At 64.7% G+C, this 17,421-nt stretch carries 14 protein-coding genes and 1 pseudogene; 6 read left to right on the top strand and 9 right to left on the bottom strand.

Annotation, left to right across the window (positions count from 1 at the left end; genetic code table 11):
- Positions 1 to 46: 46 nt before the first annotated feature.
- On the top strand, positions 47 to 826 hold the full coding sequence (locus QXZ94_RS19680; protein WP_315721805.1) for a protein phosphatase CheZ: 780 nt from the start codon (positions 47 to 49) through the stop codon (positions 824 to 826).
- Between the two features lie 113 nt (positions 827 to 939).
- Here QXZ94_RS19680 and QXZ94_RS19685 read toward each other — a convergent pair whose 3' ends face one another.
- Entirely contained in the window at positions 940 to 1,449 is a 510-nt protein-coding gene (locus tag QXZ94_RS19685) for a hypothetical protein (RefSeq protein ID WP_172112485.1), read from the bottom strand.
- 331 nt (positions 1,450 to 1,780) lie between these two features.
- On the opposite strand from QXZ94_RS19685, the gene groES reads away from it, so the two are divergent.
- The 3 genes from groES (at position 1,781) to QXZ94_RS19700 (ending at position 5,171) form a co-directional block, all read left to right on the top strand.
- Entirely contained in the window at positions 1,781 to 2,077 is a 297-nt protein-coding gene (gene groES, locus QXZ94_RS19690; protein WP_008961387.1) for a co-chaperone GroES, read from the top strand.
- A 121-nt stretch (positions 2,078 to 2,198) separates the two neighbouring features.
- Positions 2,199 to 3,842 (top strand): chaperonin GroEL, encoded by a 1,644-nt coding sequence (gene groL / locus QXZ94_RS19695; RefSeq protein ID WP_315721806.1) that lies wholly within the window; start codon positions 2,199 to 2,201, stop codon positions 3,840 to 3,842.
- Positions 3,843 to 3,980: 138 nt separating this feature from the next.
- On the top strand, positions 3,981 to 5,171 hold the full coding sequence (locus QXZ94_RS19700; RefSeq protein ID WP_315721807.1) for a hypothetical protein: 1,191 nt from the start codon (positions 3,981 to 3,983) through the stop codon (positions 5,169 to 5,171).
- Positions 5,172 to 5,499: 328 nt separating this feature from the next.
- Here QXZ94_RS19700 and QXZ94_RS19705 read toward each other — a convergent pair whose 3' ends face one another.
- Both QXZ94_RS19705 and QXZ94_RS19710 read right to left on the bottom strand, forming a co-directional pair.
- Positions 5,500 to 5,907, bottom strand: a complete 408-nt coding sequence (locus QXZ94_RS19705) for an META domain-containing protein (RefSeq protein WP_315721808.1) — start codon at positions 5,905 to 5,907, stop codon at positions 5,500 to 5,502.
- 146 nt (positions 5,908 to 6,053) lie between these two features.
- Positions 6,054 to 7,718 carry an L-lactate permease gene (locus tag QXZ94_RS19710; RefSeq protein ID WP_315721809.1) on the bottom strand — a complete coding sequence of 555 codons (1,665 nt, stop codon included), beginning with the start codon at positions 7,716 to 7,718 and terminating at the stop codon, positions 6,054 to 6,056.
- A 322-nt stretch (positions 7,719 to 8,040) separates the two neighbouring features.
- Here QXZ94_RS19710 and QXZ94_RS19715 point away from each other — a divergent pair, with 322 nt between their 5' ends.
- A complete protein-coding gene (locus tag QXZ94_RS19715) occupies positions 8,041 to 9,801 on the top strand; it encodes an ABC transporter ATP-binding protein/permease (RefSeq protein ID WP_315721810.1) in 1,761 nt (586 codons plus the stop codon).
- A 195-nt stretch (positions 9,802 to 9,996) separates the two neighbouring features.
- Here the strand turns inward: QXZ94_RS19715 and QXZ94_RS19720 are convergent, their stop codons facing one another.
- The 6 genes and pseudogenes from QXZ94_RS19720 to QXZ94_RS19745 form a co-directional block, all read right to left on the bottom strand.
- The gene (locus QXZ94_RS19720; RefSeq protein WP_315721811.1) at positions 9,997 to 10,992 is read right to left on the bottom strand and encodes a TorF family putative porin; all 996 of its coding nucleotides are present in this window, start codon (positions 10,990 to 10,992) and stop codon (positions 9,997 to 9,999) included.
- Positions 10,993 to 11,518: 526 nt separating this feature from the next.
- The gene (locus QXZ94_RS19725) at positions 11,519 to 12,004 is read right to left on the bottom strand and encodes a hypothetical protein (protein WP_315721812.1); all 486 of its coding nucleotides are present in this window, start codon (positions 12,002 to 12,004) and stop codon (positions 11,519 to 11,521) included.
- Positions 12,005 to 12,077: 73 nt separating this feature from the next.
- Positions 12,078 to 13,400 carry a glycolate oxidase subunit GlcF gene (glcF, locus tag QXZ94_RS19730; protein ID WP_315721813.1) on the bottom strand — a complete coding sequence of 441 codons (1,323 nt, stop codon included), beginning with the start codon at positions 13,398 to 13,400 and terminating at the stop codon, positions 12,078 to 12,080.
- Complete coding sequence (locus QXZ94_RS19735) at positions 13,397 to 14,635, bottom strand: FAD-binding protein (RefSeq protein WP_315721814.1); 1,239 nt, start codon at positions 14,633 to 14,635, stop codon at positions 13,397 to 13,399. The genes glcF and QXZ94_RS19735 overlap by 4 nt, the downstream gene beginning before the upstream one ends.
- A 398-nt stretch (positions 14,636 to 15,033) precedes the next feature.
- Positions 15,034 to 15,375, bottom strand: a complete 342-nt coding sequence (locus QXZ94_RS19740) for an addiction module antidote protein (RefSeq protein ID WP_315721815.1) — start codon at positions 15,373 to 15,375, stop codon at positions 15,034 to 15,036.
- 3 nt (positions 15,376 to 15,378) lie between these two features.
- A pseudogene (locus tag QXZ94_RS19745) lies at positions 15,379 to 15,670 on the bottom strand (type II toxin-antitoxin system RelE/ParE family toxin).
- Between the two features lie 924 nt (positions 15,671 to 16,594).
- On the opposite strand from QXZ94_RS19745, the gene QXZ94_RS19750 reads away from it, so the two are divergent.
- A complete protein-coding gene (locus tag QXZ94_RS19750; protein WP_315721816.1) occupies positions 16,595 to 16,954 on the top strand; it encodes a hypothetical protein in 360 nt (119 codons plus the stop codon).
- Positions 16,955 to 17,421: the final 467 nt, after the last annotated feature.

Below are 17,421 nucleotides of genomic sequence, written 5' to 3' on the forward strand. Positions count from 1 at the left end.
AGGCTCCGCGTAGAACTGATCCGAGCAAGAGGTCAGGGATATTGTCATGGCTGTTCGCAAGCGTTTCCGTATCGAAGAAGCAATCGTCGGCCATATGCCGGAGCCCGACTTCGTGGGTGGTGAGATCGGCCCCAACCACAAGGAAATCATGGACGAGCTGCGTGCAATCCGCGCGCAGATGGCCAACGCCATGCGCGGCGGTGGGAACGGCACGGCGAACGCCGCCATCGAAGAGTCTGCCGCACGCGAGGTCGCCGAGGCGCGCGCTCTGCTCGAGACCTATCGCGCGCAGATCGAGCAGTGCGAGAAGCTCAAGGTCGAGCTCGACCTGATCCATGACGCGATCAACCGCACCAAGGGCGAGATCGCGACGCTCCACGCCAAGAGCTTCAACGGCGAGGAGATGGCCAAGGTCAACGGTGAGCTCGGCGCGGTCGTCGGCGGCACGGAGCAGGCCACCCAGCAGATCCTCGAAGCCGCCGAAGCGATCGACCAGGCCGCGAGCGCGCTCGCCAAGGTGGACTCGGCCGATCAGCAGAGGATTCTGAGCGAAGAGATCCAAGAGCGCGTGGTCTCGATCTTCGAGGCCTGCAACTTCCAGGACCTGACCGGCCAGCGCATCAACAAGGTCATGACCACGATGAAGTTCATCGAGCACCACATCGTGGTGATGATGGACATCTGGGGTGGCGTCGACGCCATCAAGGCGCATGTGCCGCCGATCGTCGACACCCGCGAGGGAGACGCCAGGCTGCTGAACGGCCCGAAGGCGGAGGGTGATGTCGGCCACGCCTCGCAGGACGACATCGACGCGTTGTTCAACTGAGCTCATTCCCTGCGCCGGGCAGCGATCCGGCAGGAGATGGCACCCGACAAAAACGCCGGCGGAACCGCCGGCGTTTTTCGTTTGTCGACCGTTGCGGGATCCCTGCCTGGATCTCAGGCCCGTGGTCCGCAGCGGACATAGACCATCGTCTGGTAACGGGTAGCCGCGTCCTTGTCGATGAAGCGGGTGATCAGCACCCGGCCGTCGAAGGAGACCACCTCGCGGTCCTGCTCGCCGCCGGGCGGTCCGGCCGGACCGATGTAGTTCTTGCCGCTGGCCGAGCCCTTCAGCCGGAGTTCCTGCGGAGTGGCCTGGTCGGCCAGATGCATCACGACGCCGCCGGACGTTCCGGCCCCGATCGTATAGGGCTGCTTGCACTGCGCCAGCGCCATCTTCTCGGTGCGCGCGCGGTCATTGGGATTGTTGTAGGCCGCGAGACCCCATTTGCCCACGAGATCCTCGGCCCGAATCGTTGCCGGCACCTCCGGCTCGACCGGCGCCTCGGTCTCCATCGGGCGGCTCGGCGACAGATTGAAGCCACCGCCGCACCCCGCCAGGAAGATCGTGAGCGCCGACGCGATACCGAGAGTGGCAATCGGCCGCGCGCACCGTGAACTCGTCATGGCATCCCCTTAGGAACAAGATCATGGCTGCCCCGTCCGGCAACCAAGCGCAAAACGCGCGTCAGAGCAACGACGTCGGATGACGACGCCGCTCCACTAACATGTCTGGCCCGGTTCAACATCCCCTAACAGCCTCAAGAAGGGCTTAACCGCCGGCCTTTGCTTGACAGGAACAGCGGCAAGCCATATTTCCCCGAGCGGTCTTTAGCACTCGGAGGGCACGATTGCTAAAGCTGCGCGCCCGGTTGGTGGCCCAGTTGGGCGCCAATTGTGGCCGCATTCAGATTTCCTCCGACAGCAACCTACCAAAGCACCCGCAAAGGGATCCGTCATGGCCAAATCGAAGTTTCGTCCCCTGCATGATCGCGTCGTGGTTAAGCGCATCGACGCCGAAGAGAAGACCAAGGGCGGCATCATCATTCCCGATTCCGCCAAGGAAAAGCCCTCGCAGGGCGAAGTCGTCGCCGTCGGCCCGGGCGGCCGCGACGAGAGCGGCAAGCTGATCCCGATCGACGTCAAGGTCGGCGATCGCGTGCTGTTCGGCAAGTGGTCCGGTACCGAGGTCAAGCTGGACGGCGAGGAGCTCCTGATCATGAAGGAGTCCGACATCATGGGCGTGGTCGCCTGATCCGAACCGCCTGGGGGGCCTCGCCGCCGCCCCGGGCCACTAGCGCTTTGCAACCTCGTTCAGGCAACAGTCGGGCGATCACGCCCCTGGCCGTCGAGGTCCACTCGAGGAGAGATTTCAAATGGCAGCCAAGGACGTCAAATTTGCCGGCGACGCACGCGACCGCATGCTGCGCGGCGTCGACATTCTCGCCAACGCCGTCAAGGTGACGCTCGGCCCGAAGGGCCGCAACGTCGTCATCGAGAAGAGCTTCGGCGCTCCGCGCATCACCAAGGACGGCGTCACCGTCGCCAAGGAGATCGAGCTGGAGGACAAGTTCGAGAACATGGGCGCGCAGATGCTGCGCGAGGTCGCCTCCAAGACCAACGACACCGCCGGTGACGGCACCACCACCGCGACCGTGCTGGCCCAGGCCATCGTCCGCGAGGGTGCCAAGGCGGTTGCCGCCGGCATGAACCCGATGGACCTCAAGCGCGGCATCGACATCGCGGTGGCCGCCGTCATCAAGGACATCGAGAAGCGCGCCAAGCCGGTCGCGGCCTCCTCCGAGGTCGCCCAGGTCGGCACCATCTCCGCCAATGGCGACGCCGCGATCGGCAAGATGATCGCCCAGGCGATGCAGAAGGTCGGCAACGAGGGCGTGATCACGGTCGAGGAGAACAAGTCGCTCGATACCGAGGTCGACATCGTCGAAGGCATGAAGTTCGACCGCGGCTATCTCTCGCCCTACTTCGTCACCAACGCCGAGAAGATGACCGCCGAGCTCGACGACGTCTACGTGCTCTTGCACGAGAAGAAGCTGTCGGGCCTGCAGGCCATGCTGCCGGTGCTCGAAGCCGTTGTGCAGTCGGGCCGTCCGCTGCTGATCATCGCCGAGGACGTCGAGGGCGAGGCGCTGGCCACCCTGGTCGTCAACCGCCTGCGCGGCGGCCTCAAGGTCGCCGCCGTCAAGGCGCCGGGCTTCGGTGACCGCCGCAAGGCCATGCTCGAGGACATCGCGATCCTGACCGGCGGTCAGCTGATCTCGGAAGATCTCGGCATGAAGCTCGAGAACGTCACGATCAAGATGCTCGGCCGCGCCAAGAAGGTCGTGATCGACAAGGAGAACACCACGATCGTCAACGGCGCCGGCAAGAAGGCCGACATCGAGGCGCGCGTCGGCCAGATCAAGGCGCAGATCGAGGAGACCACCTCGGACTACGACCGTGAGAAGCTGCAGGAGCGTCTGGCCAAGCTCGCCGGCGGCGTCGCGGTGATCCGCGTCGGCGGTGCGACCGAGATCGAGGTCAAGGAGAAGAAGGACCGCGTCGAGGACGCCCTCAACGCGACCCGCGCCGCGGTGCAGGAAGGCATCGTCCCCGGCGGCGGCGTCGCGCTGCTGCGCGCCAAGAAGGCGGTCGGCCGCATCACCAACGCCAATTCGGACGTCCAGGCCGGCATCAACATCGTGCTGAAGGCGCTCGAGGCTCCGATCCGCCAGATCTCCGAGAACGCCGGCGTCGAGGGCTCGATCGTGGTCGGCAAGATCCTGGACGAGAAGTCCGAGACCTTCGGCTTCGACGCCCAGACCGAGGACTATGTCGACATGGTCGCCAAGGGCATCATCGACCCGGCCAAGGTGGTCCGCACCGCGCTGCAGGACGCCTCGTCGGTCGCCGGCCTCCTGGTGACGACCGAGGCGATGGTCGCCGAGCTGCCGAAGGACGCGGCTCCGGCGATGCCGGCCGGCGGCGGCATGGGTGGCATGGGCGGCATGGGCTTCTGAGCCCTGGGTTCATCACCAAGACTTCAGGAAGGCCGCCTCCGGGCGGCCTTCTTTTTTGCAGAGTGTGCGGGTGGGGGTGCAGCGATTGCAAATCGGCGCTACAGCTTAAGGCCGATTCCGTCCCACAAGGATTTTCAGATGCGCGCGATTTTGCTTGCGCTGGCCGTGATTGCAGCGGCCGCGCCGGAACTCGGTTGGGCCCAGAGCAAGAGCGGGACCAAGGCCCCCGCCAACGAGACTCGCTATTTTACCGCGATCGACGGGCTGATGGACGGCAATGCCGACGTCATCCTGAAGGAGACGCGCCAGGGCAAGACCGTCACGGCCGCGACGCTCGACGTCTGCTATCCCGTGGCCAAGAATTCGGACCGCAAGGACCGCTTCGTCGTGAGCCTCACCGTCAATGGCCAGACCCTCACCGGCGCGACCCAGAGCAACGGTGCCAAGGAGCCGGTCACGGTGAAGCTGAACCGCAAGCCGACCGGCGACACGTTCGAGTTCCGCGGCCAGATCACGATCGGCAAGACCGTCACCGAGGTGGCGTCGACCGACAACTCCGATGTCAGCGAGAAGGAGTTCCAGGAGAGCCAGTCGAGCGACGACGGCATCAACGCCCAGCCGAAGGACTTCACCGACGTCTCGCCCGAGGCGGTGTCCGTTCGCCTCAAGCTCGACGCGGTGACCGACTTCCTGAAGAGCCTGAAGGGCGAGAACGTCGAGGTTTCGCTGCCGAGCCTCATCGTGAGTTGCGATGCCTTGCGCGCGGGCGAGCAGACCATCAGCATGACCGTCGACCCGGACCGCGCCGGCGCGCTGATCGCCAAGGCGCGGGCCACGAACGGCGTCGTGACGGCGGGCTGGACCGCAGGCACCGTCGAAATGGACCGCACCATCCGCTTTGCTGCGGCCGACTGGCGCGACGGCGACAAGATCAACAGGGACAAGCTGGCCGGCGCCATCTCCGACGTGCTGGCCAGGACCTACAACGCCAAGCCCACGAGTGCCGTCTGGAACCCGGTCACCGGCAAGCTGAAGCTGACCCTGAAACGTCCGAGCCAGCTGATGCCCAGCCTCGAGCTCACGGATGTCATCGAGGTCACCAGCCTCGTCTCGGCCGACAAGCCGGGCGTCGCGGATGCGCTGATGCTCTGGATCAGCAGCCCGACCACGACAACCGTCGACGAGGCCTCGAGCGCCAAGCTGATCCTGTCCGACGAATCCTCCGGCGATGAGGAAGGCGACACCCGCGACGATGGCGGCGCCATCGACGAACTGGCGAAGGTCTTCAAGGCCAAGCGCTGGGACGCGGACAACTCGGTTTGGAAGTAAGGCGAGCTATCACCGCAGCCGCCGCGATCTCGGTCTCACCCTCCCCTGGAGCGCAGGGCAATCGCATGTGGCGATCGCCGTTTGTGCTCGTCTCTCTCCACGTCGTCATGGCCGGGCTTGTCCCGGCCATCCACGTCGGCCGGCATGCTGAGAACGACGTGGATGCCCGGGACAAGCCCGGGCATGACGGAGTAACTAACTTGCACGATCGTTCGTAGCGACAGCCCGGAATTTCCGCATGCGATTGCCCTGCCCTGGAGGGGCAGGGTCGCAGCGGCGCCTACACCTCGATCGATGTAGCTGCGATTATGGAAGCGCCCATCCCGTCTCAGTTGGTGTTCAGCCGGAACCGCAGCGTCTTCGGTCCGACGAAGATGATCAGGTCGCCCTGACGCTTCCAGTTGGTCACCGCGCTCAGTGCTGCGATCAGCTCGTCATCCGCCTGGGCGCGCGCCGCCGGGCAGTTGCGGTCCTCGATCTTGCCGGCGATGAAAACGATGGTGTTGCCGGCGACCGAGAACTGCCCCTTGCCGCCCTTGCACCAGAGCTCCAGCACGGTGTCACCATTGTCGCCGATGTCGAGATCCGGCACCCGTTTCGATCCGGGCATTGGCAACGCGTCGAGCGTCATTTCCATGCCGAACGGAAATTCCTCCGCCGACGCGGCGGCGAGCGCCAGGCCCGACATCGACAACGCCACCATCGCCACGGCGCAGCCACGCTTCAACACTTGCATCGTTCCTCTTCAGACCAGTCACGTGGGGCTCGCCTCGGGAGCGATGGCCGTGACCACCGCCAGCACGGCTCCCGCACAAATGTGTTCCAAACATAGCAAACCCCGCGACGCCGCGGCGTCGCGGGGCTTTGTCTCTGGCGGTGTTGCTACTTCAGCACCATCGCCGTGAACGGATAGACGTAGGCCTGCAGGGTCACGAACAGGCCGACCAGACAGGCCAGCACGATCGAGTGCAGGAAGACGTAGCGCAGGATCGAGCTCTCGTGGCCGTACCAATTGGTCGCGGTCGAGGCGACCACGATCGATTGCGCATCGATCATCTTGCCCATCACGCCGCCGGAGGAGTTGGCCGCCGCCATCAGCACCGGCGACAGGCCGAGCTGCTCCGAGGTGATCTTCTGCAGGTTGCCGAACAGCACGTTCGAGGCGGTGTCCGATCCCGTCAGCGCCACGCCCAGCCAACCGAGCAAGGTGCCGAAGAACGGATAGAGCACCCCGGTCGCGGCGAAGGCGAGACCGAGCGTCGCGTCGACGCCGGACAGCCGGGTCAGCGTGCCGATGGCGAGCATCGCCGAGATCGTGATCAGCGAGATCGCGCAGAGCCGGATGGTACGGCCATATTCGGCGATCAGCTTGCCCGGCCCGACGCCCATCAGGAAGCCGGAGATGATTGCGGCAATCAGCATGCCGGTGCCGGTGAAGGTCAGATAGGTGAACGAGAACACCGCGCCCTCGGGCGTCGGCTTCGCGGCCACCGGCGGAACCTTGTTGATCAACTTGTCGAGCTCGGGCACCGGATAGTTCCAGGAGAAGATGCCGTTCGCCCAGGTCTTGAAGGCGCCGTTACCCCAGATCAGCATGATGATGCAGACGATGATCCACGGCAGCAGCGCGCCCCACAGCTCGCTTTGCGTCAGCGGCGTGCGGTCCAGCGGCTTCTGCGCGGCCATGGTGGACGCGGATTCGTCACGGCCGCGCAGCGCCGGCGACAGCCACAGCTGGCGGGGTTGCCAGACCTTCAGGAACAGGATCAACGCGCCCATCGAGATCAGCGAGGCGCCGATGTCGACGATCCACGGATTGATGTAGTTCGAGATCAGGAATTGCGGCACAGCGAAGGAGACGGCCGTGACCAGGATCGCCGGCCACACGTCCTTCATGCCCTTCCAGCCCGCGAACGCCCAGATCACCCAGAACGGCACGATCAGCGAGAACACCGGCAGCTGCCGGCCGACCATCGCGCCGAGGATATAGGGGTCGAGCCCGGTGACCGAGGCGAGGCCCTGGATCGGCGTGCCCAGCGCGCCATAGGCGACCGGGGCGGTGTTGGCGATGAGCGACAGGCCGGAGGCCGCCAGCGGCGAGAAGCCCAGGCCGATCAGCACGGCGCCGGTGATCGCGACCGGCGTGCCGAAGCCGGATGCGCCCTCGAAGAAGGCGCCGAAGGAGAACGCGACCAGCAGCAGCTGCAGCCGGCGGTCCTCGGTCACGCCGCCGATCGCCCGCTTCAGGAGCTCGAAGCGTCCGGTCGAGACCGTGACCTGATAGAGGAAGATGACGTTGAGGACGATCCAGCCGATCGGGAAGAAGCCGGTGATGACGCCGAGCATGGTGGCGCGCAGCGACATGTTGGCCGGCATGGTGAAGACGAAGATCGTGATCAGGTTGGTCAGCACGACCGCGATGATCGCCGCGATATGCGCCTTCACCTTGCCGCTGGCGATCAGCACGAGCAGCGTCACCACTGGTACGGCGGCGGCCAGCGTCGACAGCGCCGGGCTGCCCAACGGGTCGTAGATTTGATTCCACATCGTGACTTCTCCCCCCACGTTCTTGTTGTTGGACCCGATCCGGCGGGGCGGATCAGCTCAGTTCGCCACGACCTCGAGGCCTGGCAGAAGGACGGAAAGCGAGAACACGAAGCAGGCCATGCCAAACTCTGCTCAAATTCTCGCGACATCTGGCGGGGTCGGCGATCCCTCTCCCTCACCGCATGCTACGGTTTGACGCAGGTCACGGACAAGCGGGTGGTCGCCGGACACCTTACGACTTTCGTCTAGACAGGCATCCAAGCCTGCGGAATTCTTCTTCCATGTCAGCCAGTTAAGCCCCTTTCTCAGGAGCAGCCCCTCTGTGAACAATTTACGCTCGACCCTCGCCATCGTCTGGCGGATCGCCATTCCCTACTTCCGCTCCGAGGACAAGGTCGCCGGTCGCATCCTGCTCGCCGCCGTCATCGCCATCGAGCTCGCATTGGTCGCGATCGACGTGCTGGTGAACCAATGGCAGGCCCGGTTCTACAACGCGCTGCAGGAATACGACTGGAACAGCTTCATCTGGGAGATCGGCGTCTTCGTCGTGCTCGCGACGACCTTCATCGTGCTGGCGGTCTATCAGCTCTATCTCAACCAATGGCTGCAGATCCGCTGGCGGCGATGGATGACCGAGGCCTATCTGCGCCGCTGGCTCGGCGACGCCAGTCACTATCGCATGCAGCTCAAGGGCGACGCGGCCGACAACCCGGACCAGCGCATTGCCGAGGATGTGAAGCAGTTCGTCGAGCAGACGCTCAACATCACCGTCAATCTTCTCAGTTCGGTCGTAACCCTGGCCTCGTTCGTGGTCATCCTGTGGGGCCTCTCGGAAGCGGCGCCCCTCACGCTGTTCGGCATGGAGTACCACATTCCCGGCTATCTGGTCTGGGCCGCTCTGTTCTATGCGATCGCTGGAACCGCGCTGACGCATTGGATCGGATCGCCGCTGATCAACCTCTATTTCGAGCAGCAGCGCTTCGAGGCCGATTTCCGCTTCAACCTGGTGCGCGTCCGCGAGAACTCCGAGCAGATCGCGGTGTTGCGCGGCGAGGCCGCCGAGCAGACCCTGCTGGCGAGCCGCTACGGCCGCGTGGTCGCCAATTTCTACCAGATCATGAGCCGCACCAAGCGGCTGACGGCGGTCACGAGCGGCTACGCGCAGGTGGCCACGATCTTTCCTTATGTCATCGTCGCCCCCGCCTATTTCGCCAAGAAGGTGCAATTGGGCGGCATGATGCAGACGGCGTCCGCGTTCTCGAGCGTGCAGCGCGCGCTGTCCTTTTTCGTCAACGCCTACCGGACCCTGGCCGACTGGCGCTCGACCGTCGCCCGCCTCGACGGCTTCGAGATGGCGATCGAGAGTGCCAAGACGCTCTCGGCCGAGCCGCAGACGATCGATGTCGTCAGCCATGCGGGAGACAGCATCGAGCTCGCCCAGCTGCTGCTCAAGCTGCCCAACGGCCTGCCGCTGATCGCGGCCGACGGCTTCAGCATCAAGAACAGCGAGCGCACCTTGCTGACCGGGCCGTCCGGCGCCGGCAAGTCGACGCTGTTCCGCGCCATCGCCGGCGTCTGGCCGTTCGGCAGCGGCGCGATCAGCGTGCCCGCCCATGCCAAGCTGATGATGCTGCCGCAGCGCCCCTATTTCCCGATCGGCCCGCTCAAGGCAGCCATCGTCTATCCCGCGGCCGCCGATGCGTTCGGCCTCGACCGGATCAAGCAGGCGCTGATCGCGGTGGGCCTGCCGCTGCTGGCGGATCGCCTGGAGGAGGACGGCCATTGGAACCGGATGCTGTCGCTTGGCGAGCAGCAGCGTCTGGGGATTGCCCGCGCCCTGCTGCACGCCCCGCAATATCTGTTCCTCGACGAGGCCACAGCATCGCTGGATGAGCCGGGCGAAGCCAGGCTCTATCAGGTCATCGCCGAGCAGCTGCCGCAGACCACGGTGGTGTCGATCGGCCACCGCTCGACGCTACACGCCTTCCACGACCGCAAGGTCGAGCTCGTTCGGGACGGCGACCGATTCTCGCTGCGGCCGACCGGACAGGGTGCGGATGTCCCGGCGGGCAGCGCAGAGTAGCTGATCCGGGACGAAACGGGCCAGACGGCCCGAAGTCCGGTGGCCAGCGCAGGAACGTCCGCGCCGGCCACCGGCAGACGGGCCAGCGACGGACAGGTCAACGGCTCGGCATCCCGCGCAGGCGCCAAAAGCAGAAGGGCGGCAGATTGCTCTGCCGCCCTTCGCTTTGGAGAATTCAATCCGCCTTGCGGAGAATTACTTCAGGTTGGTCATCGCGGTCAGGTCGACCGAGAGCTTGGCGATGCCGGTCGCGCCGCACCACTTCGAGCCGACGCCGGTCGGGTTGATCGCGGTCACGTTGGTCGTGCCGCTGCCGGTGAAGTCGCTGGTGAAGGCGTTGCAATCACCCTTCGACAGGTTGGTGTCGGAGTAGCGCAGGTCCAGCGTGAACACCTTGTAGGTGAAGCCGACGCCGATGTTCCAGGTGTTGTAGTCGGCATACTTGATGCCGTTCGGGAAAGCGGCCGTGCCGTAGAACGAGTCGGAGGTGCCGAACCACTGGCGGCCGAACTCACCCGACACATACATGCCGACGCCGCTGGCGCCGAAGGTCGTGCTGGGCGCGGTCCACTTGCCGGTGACCGAGGCGTAGTTGCCCCAGGCGCCCGTGTTCAGGAAGCTCGGGGTGTAGAACTCGGTGACGCCGAACGTCCAGTTGTCGTTCACCGTGTAGTTCATCTTGCCGTAGACTTCGAAGAACGAGACGTCCTTCTTCATCACGTTCAGGTTGGTCAGGGTGTTGGCCTGGCACTCTGCGCTCAGGGCGCGGCCGGCGAAGTCGGTCACGGCGCCGCCGCCGTAGTAGCAGGTGCCGCCCGGATACAGGTAGCCCCAGACACCGATGTCGAACGCGAAGGCGCCGAAGGTCGGGCGGACACCGCCGTAGATGTCGATCTCGGCCGCGGCGCGGTTCGGGAAGGAGATGCTCTCGCCGGCGACGCCGACGTAGAACTGCAGGTCCTTGTTGACGTTGAAGCGCGGCTCGAAATAGGCGGCGACCGACGGCTTGTGGTTCGACTGGGTCACGCCGCGGAACACGTAGTCGTTCATGATCGCGGCGCCGAACGCGATGTCCCAGGGATCGAACGCCACCGGCGGCGGGGCCTTGTAGGCCTTCACCGCCATGTCAGCGGCCGAAGCCGACCCCGAAATCATTGCCAGCGCCGTTGCCAACAAAGCCAACTTCTTCATGACGTTCCCCATCACCCAAATTTCGAGCACCGGTCCGATGTTCGGCCCCCCAGGGCACAATCAAGACCAACTGCGTCATACAGTCTCGATTTGTGACAGCGTCTCGCCGCAGGTGAAGCAAAAAAGCGAGGCATCTGCTGACTTTTTGGGCGATTTGACAATTCTACGGCAGGTTGTCGGCAGGCTGTGGCATTTGAACAACAAGTTTTCGTGGGTGAGATCCCCGCAGCGTGCACAAAGGCGCGAGTTTGTGGCGCGCTTTCCTCACATCTGCCCGCGACGGCGCCCGCGGATTCGCCCGGCCGTAGATTTGCGGGAGCGGCCGCTCCAGGGGTGAGTCGGCGAGCGAACCGGCCCAAAGCCCGGCCAAAAGCAAAGAGGCCGCAGCAATGGCGCTGCAGCCTCTTTCGTCAGGGGTGGCCTCTTCGTCAGGGGTGGCCTCGCTGACAGGCCGAGCTCACCCACCGCGCCCTCTGCACCCCGCCGAACCGGGATGTGGCCGGCTGAACAGCGGGCGCTGCGGACGTCAGCTCTCGGAGGGGGTGCCTTCCTCGCCCTCGTGGGCCGGCTCGCTCGGCATGGCCCAGCTGGCCTCAGCCGATTCGGTCTCGTGTGTCGCCGGAGTCTCGACCAGCGGCGCCATCTTCGGAGCGCGCTTCTTGGCCGCCTTCTTCGGCGCGGCCGGAGCCTTCGCAGCGGACTTGGCAGCCGGCTTGGCAGCGGACTTGGCTGGAGCTTTGGCAGCAGACTTCGAAGCGGATTTCGCGGCCTTCTTGGCGGGCGCCTTCTTGGCCGGAGCCTTCTTCGCCGGAGCCTTGGCGGCCTTCTTCGGCGCCGCCTTCACCGCCTTCTTCGCCTTCTTGGCCGGAGCCTTCGCAGCCTTCTTGGCGGACTTCGTCGCTTTCTTGGCAGCCTTCTTGGCGGTCTTCTTCGCGGCCTTCTTGGCCTGCGCCATCAGCTTCTTTTCCTTTTTGTCTTTCTTGTCCTTCTTCGACTTCTTGTCCTTCGCCATCGAAACCTCCTGTTGCCGCCGAACGCTCACATCATCCGGCGGGACGGGCCGGCAATCCGCACGCGCCCATCCTTCAATTCAATCCTGGTCGCGGACCGCCCGTCGCCCAGTCGAGAAGTTCAACGGTGTGGACGACGGGAACGGTCGTACCGCTGGCAATCTGCATCATGCAGCCGATATTGCCCGCAGCGATTACATTCGGCCTGACCGTCGCGATGTTGGCGACCTTCCGATCGCGCAGTCTCATCGCAATGTCGGGCTGGAGAATGTTGTAGGTCCCCGCCGAACCGCAACACAAATGACTCTCCGGTATATCTTTCACCACGAATCCGGACTTGGAAAGCAATTCTTTCGGAATGCTCGTGATTTTCTGCCCATGTTGCAGCGAACATGCGGAGTGATAGGCGACGACGACGTCGTCATGCGCGGCTTCCGTCTTCAGTTCGAGCGTCGCGAGATACTCGCTGATGTCCTTGGCCATCGCCGACACGGCCGCAGCCGACGCTGCAAATTGCGGGTCCTCGCGCAGCATGTGGCCGTAGTCCTTGATGACGGTGCCGCAGCCCGACGTCGTCACCAGGATGGCGTCGAGCCCGCCGCGCGCCGCCTCCGCGATCCACACGCCGACATTGGCTCGCGCCCGCGCCAGCGCATCGGCATCCTGCCCCATGTGATGGGTCAGCGCACCGCAGCATTGCTCGTCCCGCACCAGCACCACCTCGATGCCGTGCCGGGTCAGGACGTTGATCGCGGCCTGGTTGATGCGTGGCGCCAGTGCCTGTTGCGCGCAGCCCTGCAGCAGCGCCACGCGACCGCGCCGCGCGCCCTGCGCCGGAAACACGCTGCCGCCCGACGGCCCGGGCGGCGGCAGCGCCGCGGCCGGGGCGAGGTCCAGCATGGCCCGGAGGCGACGCAACAGGCTCGGTGCCGGCGTGGATGACGACGACGATGCCGGCAGCAGCGCCTTCAACGGCCGCCCCAGCCGGGCCAGCGTCATGGCCAGGCGAAACTCGCGCGGCCGCGGCAGCACATAGGCCAGCACGGCGCGCAACAGCCGGTCCATCGGCGCGCGCTGATAGGTCTGCTCGATCCGCCCCCGCGCCTGGTCGACCAGATGCATGTAGTGCACGCCCGACGGACAGGTCGTCATGCAGGACAGGCACGACAGGCAGCGGTCGATGTGCTTGACGACGTCTGCCGTCGGCGCCTGCTCCTTCTCCAGCATCTGCTTGATCAGGTAGATGCGGCCGCGCGGGCTGTCGAGCTCGTCGCCGAGCAGCACATAGGTCGGGCAGGTCGCGGTGCAGAAGCCGCAATGGACGCAGGCGCGCAGGATCTTGTCGGCGACCGCGATATCGGGATCGGCGAGCTGCGCCAGGGTGAACTCGGTCTTCATACCACAACGCTCCGCCTGATACGCCCGCGGTTGAGAATCGTCTTGGGATCGAAGGAGACGCGCACCCGCTCCTCCAGCGCGGCGACTCCCGGCGGCTGCGGATGGAAGACGTCGACCGCCAGCCGCATCTCGTCCCAGGCGCGCAGCAGCATCGCGTGGCCGCCGGCGGCGTCCGCGAGCTTGCGCACCACGCTTGCGGAGGCATCCGCCTGCGGCGGCAGCGCCGCCCAGATCAGGCCGCCGCCCCAGTCATAGATCACCTCGCCGCCGGTCTGTTTCACCAGCGCCTGCCCGATCGCGGCGCCCGACACCGGCGGGCAAACGATCCGCCACACCGGCCACGCCCCGAGCGTGCCCTGGGCCGCGAACGGCGTGACGTCGCGGATGGCGCTCCACGCGTTGGCCGAGACGTCATCGGCGATGATCTCGGCCGCGCCGAACGTCGCGAGCTGCCTGGCGAGCGAGCCCGCGCGATGCACCGCCGAGGCCGTGATGCCCTCCAGCCGGATGACCGTGACCGCCTCGCCCCGCGCGCCGATCGCGCCGAGCCCATCCACCTCCGGCCGCACCGTCGAGGCCGGCAGATGCGCCGCGGCCGAGACATCGAACGGCGAGCCCAGCGCCGCCGTCATCGCCCGGTTGGCCCTGAGATCGTCGAGCCCGCGCAGCACCAGGGTCCGCTCGGCCTCCGGCCGCGGCATCACCTTCAGCGTCGCCTCGGTCATGACCGCGAGCGTGCCCCAGGAGCCCGCCAGCAGCTTGCAGAGGTCATAGCCGGTGACGTTCTTCACCACCTTGCCGCCGGTCTTGAAGCTCTCGCCGAAGCCGGACACGGCATGCGCCCCGAGCAGATGATCGCGCACCCCGCCGGCGCGCACCCGCCGCGGCCCCGCCAGCCCCGCCGCGATCATCCCGCCCAGCGTTCCCCGCCCCGTGGTGCCCAGCAGCGGCCCCGTATCCATCGGCTCGAACGCGAATTGCTGGCTCTTCGAATCGATCAGCGACAGCAGGTCGCCCAGCGGCGCCCCGGCCTGCGCCGTGATGATCAGCTCGTTCGGCTCATAGGAGACCACAGCGCTCAGCGCCGACAGGTCGAGCACGGCATTGGTCGCCGTCACCTGCCCGATCCCACGCTTCGAGCCATGCCCGATCACCTCGATCGGCTGCTCATTGGCGATCGCCGAGCGGACCACCTCCTCCACATCGGCTGCGTTCCGTACTCTGAGGGCGTCCACCACTGCTCGCCTTGCTTGTTGATGATGCCGAGTGGCGTGCTGCCACCGGCGTTGGAGTCGTTCTAGAGCATGATGGGCGAAAAGGGCAGCCCGGTGTGGCGAAAAGATCGTGCGGGGACAAGGAGATGAGAGGGAACGACGGACACGCCTGGCGGAACGTCCAAGGTCTTGGAGCGCGGACTCGCCAGGACCGCCGCCGTCGTGACACGAGCCATCCCCCCACGCGCGGTGCGCCCCCTCTCCCCGTCCTTCACGGGGAGAGGGTCGGGGCGAGGGGCGCCGCACGGGTGGTGCCTTTCGTAGTTCGTAGGGCGGGTAAGCGCAGCGTAACCCGCCGACCTTTCGCGCCACATGGCGGATGACGCCTTCGGCTCATCCGCCCTACGCGCGGCGGGCCGCTACGCAGCGCGCCGCCCGGCCTTCTTCGCCGCCTTCCGCTTGGGGACCGCCTTTGATGCCCCCTTGGACGGCGCCGACGTCAGCTTCACCCCGAGCGCGCGGAGCACGGTTAGAATAGTAGCAAACTCCGGATTCCCATCCTCTCCCAGCGCCCGATAGAGCTGCTCGCGCCGGATGCCGGTCGCCTTCGCGAGGTCCGACATGCCGCGCGCCCGGGCAATGGTGTTGATCGCGGCGCGGATCTCATCCGCGGTGCCATCCTCGAGCGCCGCCGCCAGAAACTCGGCCTGCGCCTCCGGCTCCTCCAGGTACTCCGCGGCGTCAAAACGTGTCGTTGCCATCCGCTATGCCTCTCTCTTCGCCAATGCGTGGGCACGCCGGATGTCCGACCGTTGCGTGCTCTTGTCACCACCGCAGAGCAGGACGACCAGGACGTCTCCACGCTGCCGATAGTAGATCCGGTAGCCCGGCCCGTAATCGATCCGCATCTCGGAGACACCTTCACCGACCGGTTTGCTTTCGCCGAGATTGCCATTCGCGGCCCGCTCGATCCGTGCAGCGATCCGGGCTCTCGCCTTCATATCGCGCAGGCCGCAGCCACGCCTTGAACTCGACCGTTCGCCGGATTTCGACCATGACGGCATACTGTACCTTAAAAGGTACACCCCGACAAGGACCGGGATAGACCGCAGAAAACGTCCGTCGGGCGAGTCAGCGATGCGTACCCGCAGATCTTTCGAAACACAGTGCGGATCATGCCTTCGGCCAATCCGCCCTACGGGCTGGGTGACATGATGCGGCAAGCTGTGGATGCCGACACACGGCAATACGGGGTATTCCACATGGTGCCCAGGCCGAGCGCCTCGTGTAGTTTAGTGCGCTGTCACCGCAATCCCTGTCACCGTAATCCCAGAGGCGGCCGTCCGTGCGGTCCGAGCGCCACATCCCAACCTCCATTGCGACCATGCGAATACGGCTTGACTCGAATGCTGGCCAGAACCTTGCCTCGATGCCCATGTTGCGGCTTCGTCCCAAAGTCAAAAAGAAGAAATTTGTGACGCAGTATTACTAATCCGCCTTACGCGCTGGACCCTTTTTGATTTTCTGGTCAGTGTTTGCTCAAGAAGTACCAAGCTACTAAGAATAAGCTTACGATACCGAATACGGCAAGAAAGTAGGCTAGCGATTGGTACTGAGCTAGCACAAGGGCGTCGGCATAATCATAGCCAAAACGGTCCACCCATATTGTCTTCGCTCGCCGCTCGACTCCAGTGAGAGAAACCGTTCTCCAAAACCAGACTGAAGTGTCTGCTTTCCAGACCGAAACGCGCTTTTTGGCCATCATTGCGCTGCCGTGGAATGAGGCCATGACGATGCAGGCTATCAGCAGAGGGATCACGATGGATTGTAGCTCGGGTGACATTTCGCCCTCAGTTGCCGGACTCCGAATTTGCCGCCCCGAATTCTCTAGCTCATTAGCCGAATGCGAACTTTTCCATTCGGATACTCACCATTAGAGCAGTTGATCAGTTCGTCTCTTATACAAAAATGGAAAACCTTGTGGCCGAAGAACAAACACCAGAATACGCCATTCACATAAAGACACTCCGTCCGGCAGCTGTTTCAACTGAACATTCGATGAAGCGCTGGCAGGAAATTGTAGAGCGAAGAACACTTCGGTCGCGCGAGGAGCTGATGCCTGTAGCACTCCAGCTTGTCCAGGATCAAGCGGTGGCACACCAGTTCCGGGCAGTGCATGGATCCGACAACAAGGAGTTGGCGAGCCAATTTATCGATGACATAGAACGAAGCGCGCGGACGATCGATCCGGATGTAACGCAGGCAGATGCTACAAGGATAACCGTGCTTCTTATGGAAATGCTAACGAGCTCGGGTGAGGATTCAGATGGCACACGCTAGCATTGGGAGCGCCTCCCACTATCCTGGCATCGAAAGCACTGGAAGTGATGCTTCTGCATAGCGACCGGCGCGTCTGATCAGCTCGTCATGGGCGCCGTCCTCGACCAGGCGGCCGTTCTCGATGGTGATGATGCGGTCGACGGGCGCGCGTTTAAACTCCTGCTTGCGCGAAACAGACCAACACATCGGAAAGAGTGCGTCGGGCAGATCACCTCGGCGACTTTGCGCGATCTTACTGCCTCATGCCGCCCGGCTTAGCCAGTTCGCCCGGGGCAGAAGGACGTCTTTCGCGAGGGGTTTCAAAGTCCAACGGCCCGCTCGTCCGATGCGCCAAATTTTTCTTTCGTTTTTATCGAAATCATGTATACTTCCCCCATCCCATCCCTCCGAGAGGGGCGTACGCGCGGTCGTCACGATACGTGGGGTGGGGATGTGGTGGCCGTGTCGGGTCGCAGCGTGGCTTCGTG

The organism is Bradyrhizobium sp. SZCCHNS2022 (assembly GCF_032377575.1).
GTDB classification, from domain to species: Bacteria; Pseudomonadota; Alphaproteobacteria; order Rhizobiales; family Xanthobacteraceae; genus Bradyrhizobium; species Bradyrhizobium aeschynomenes.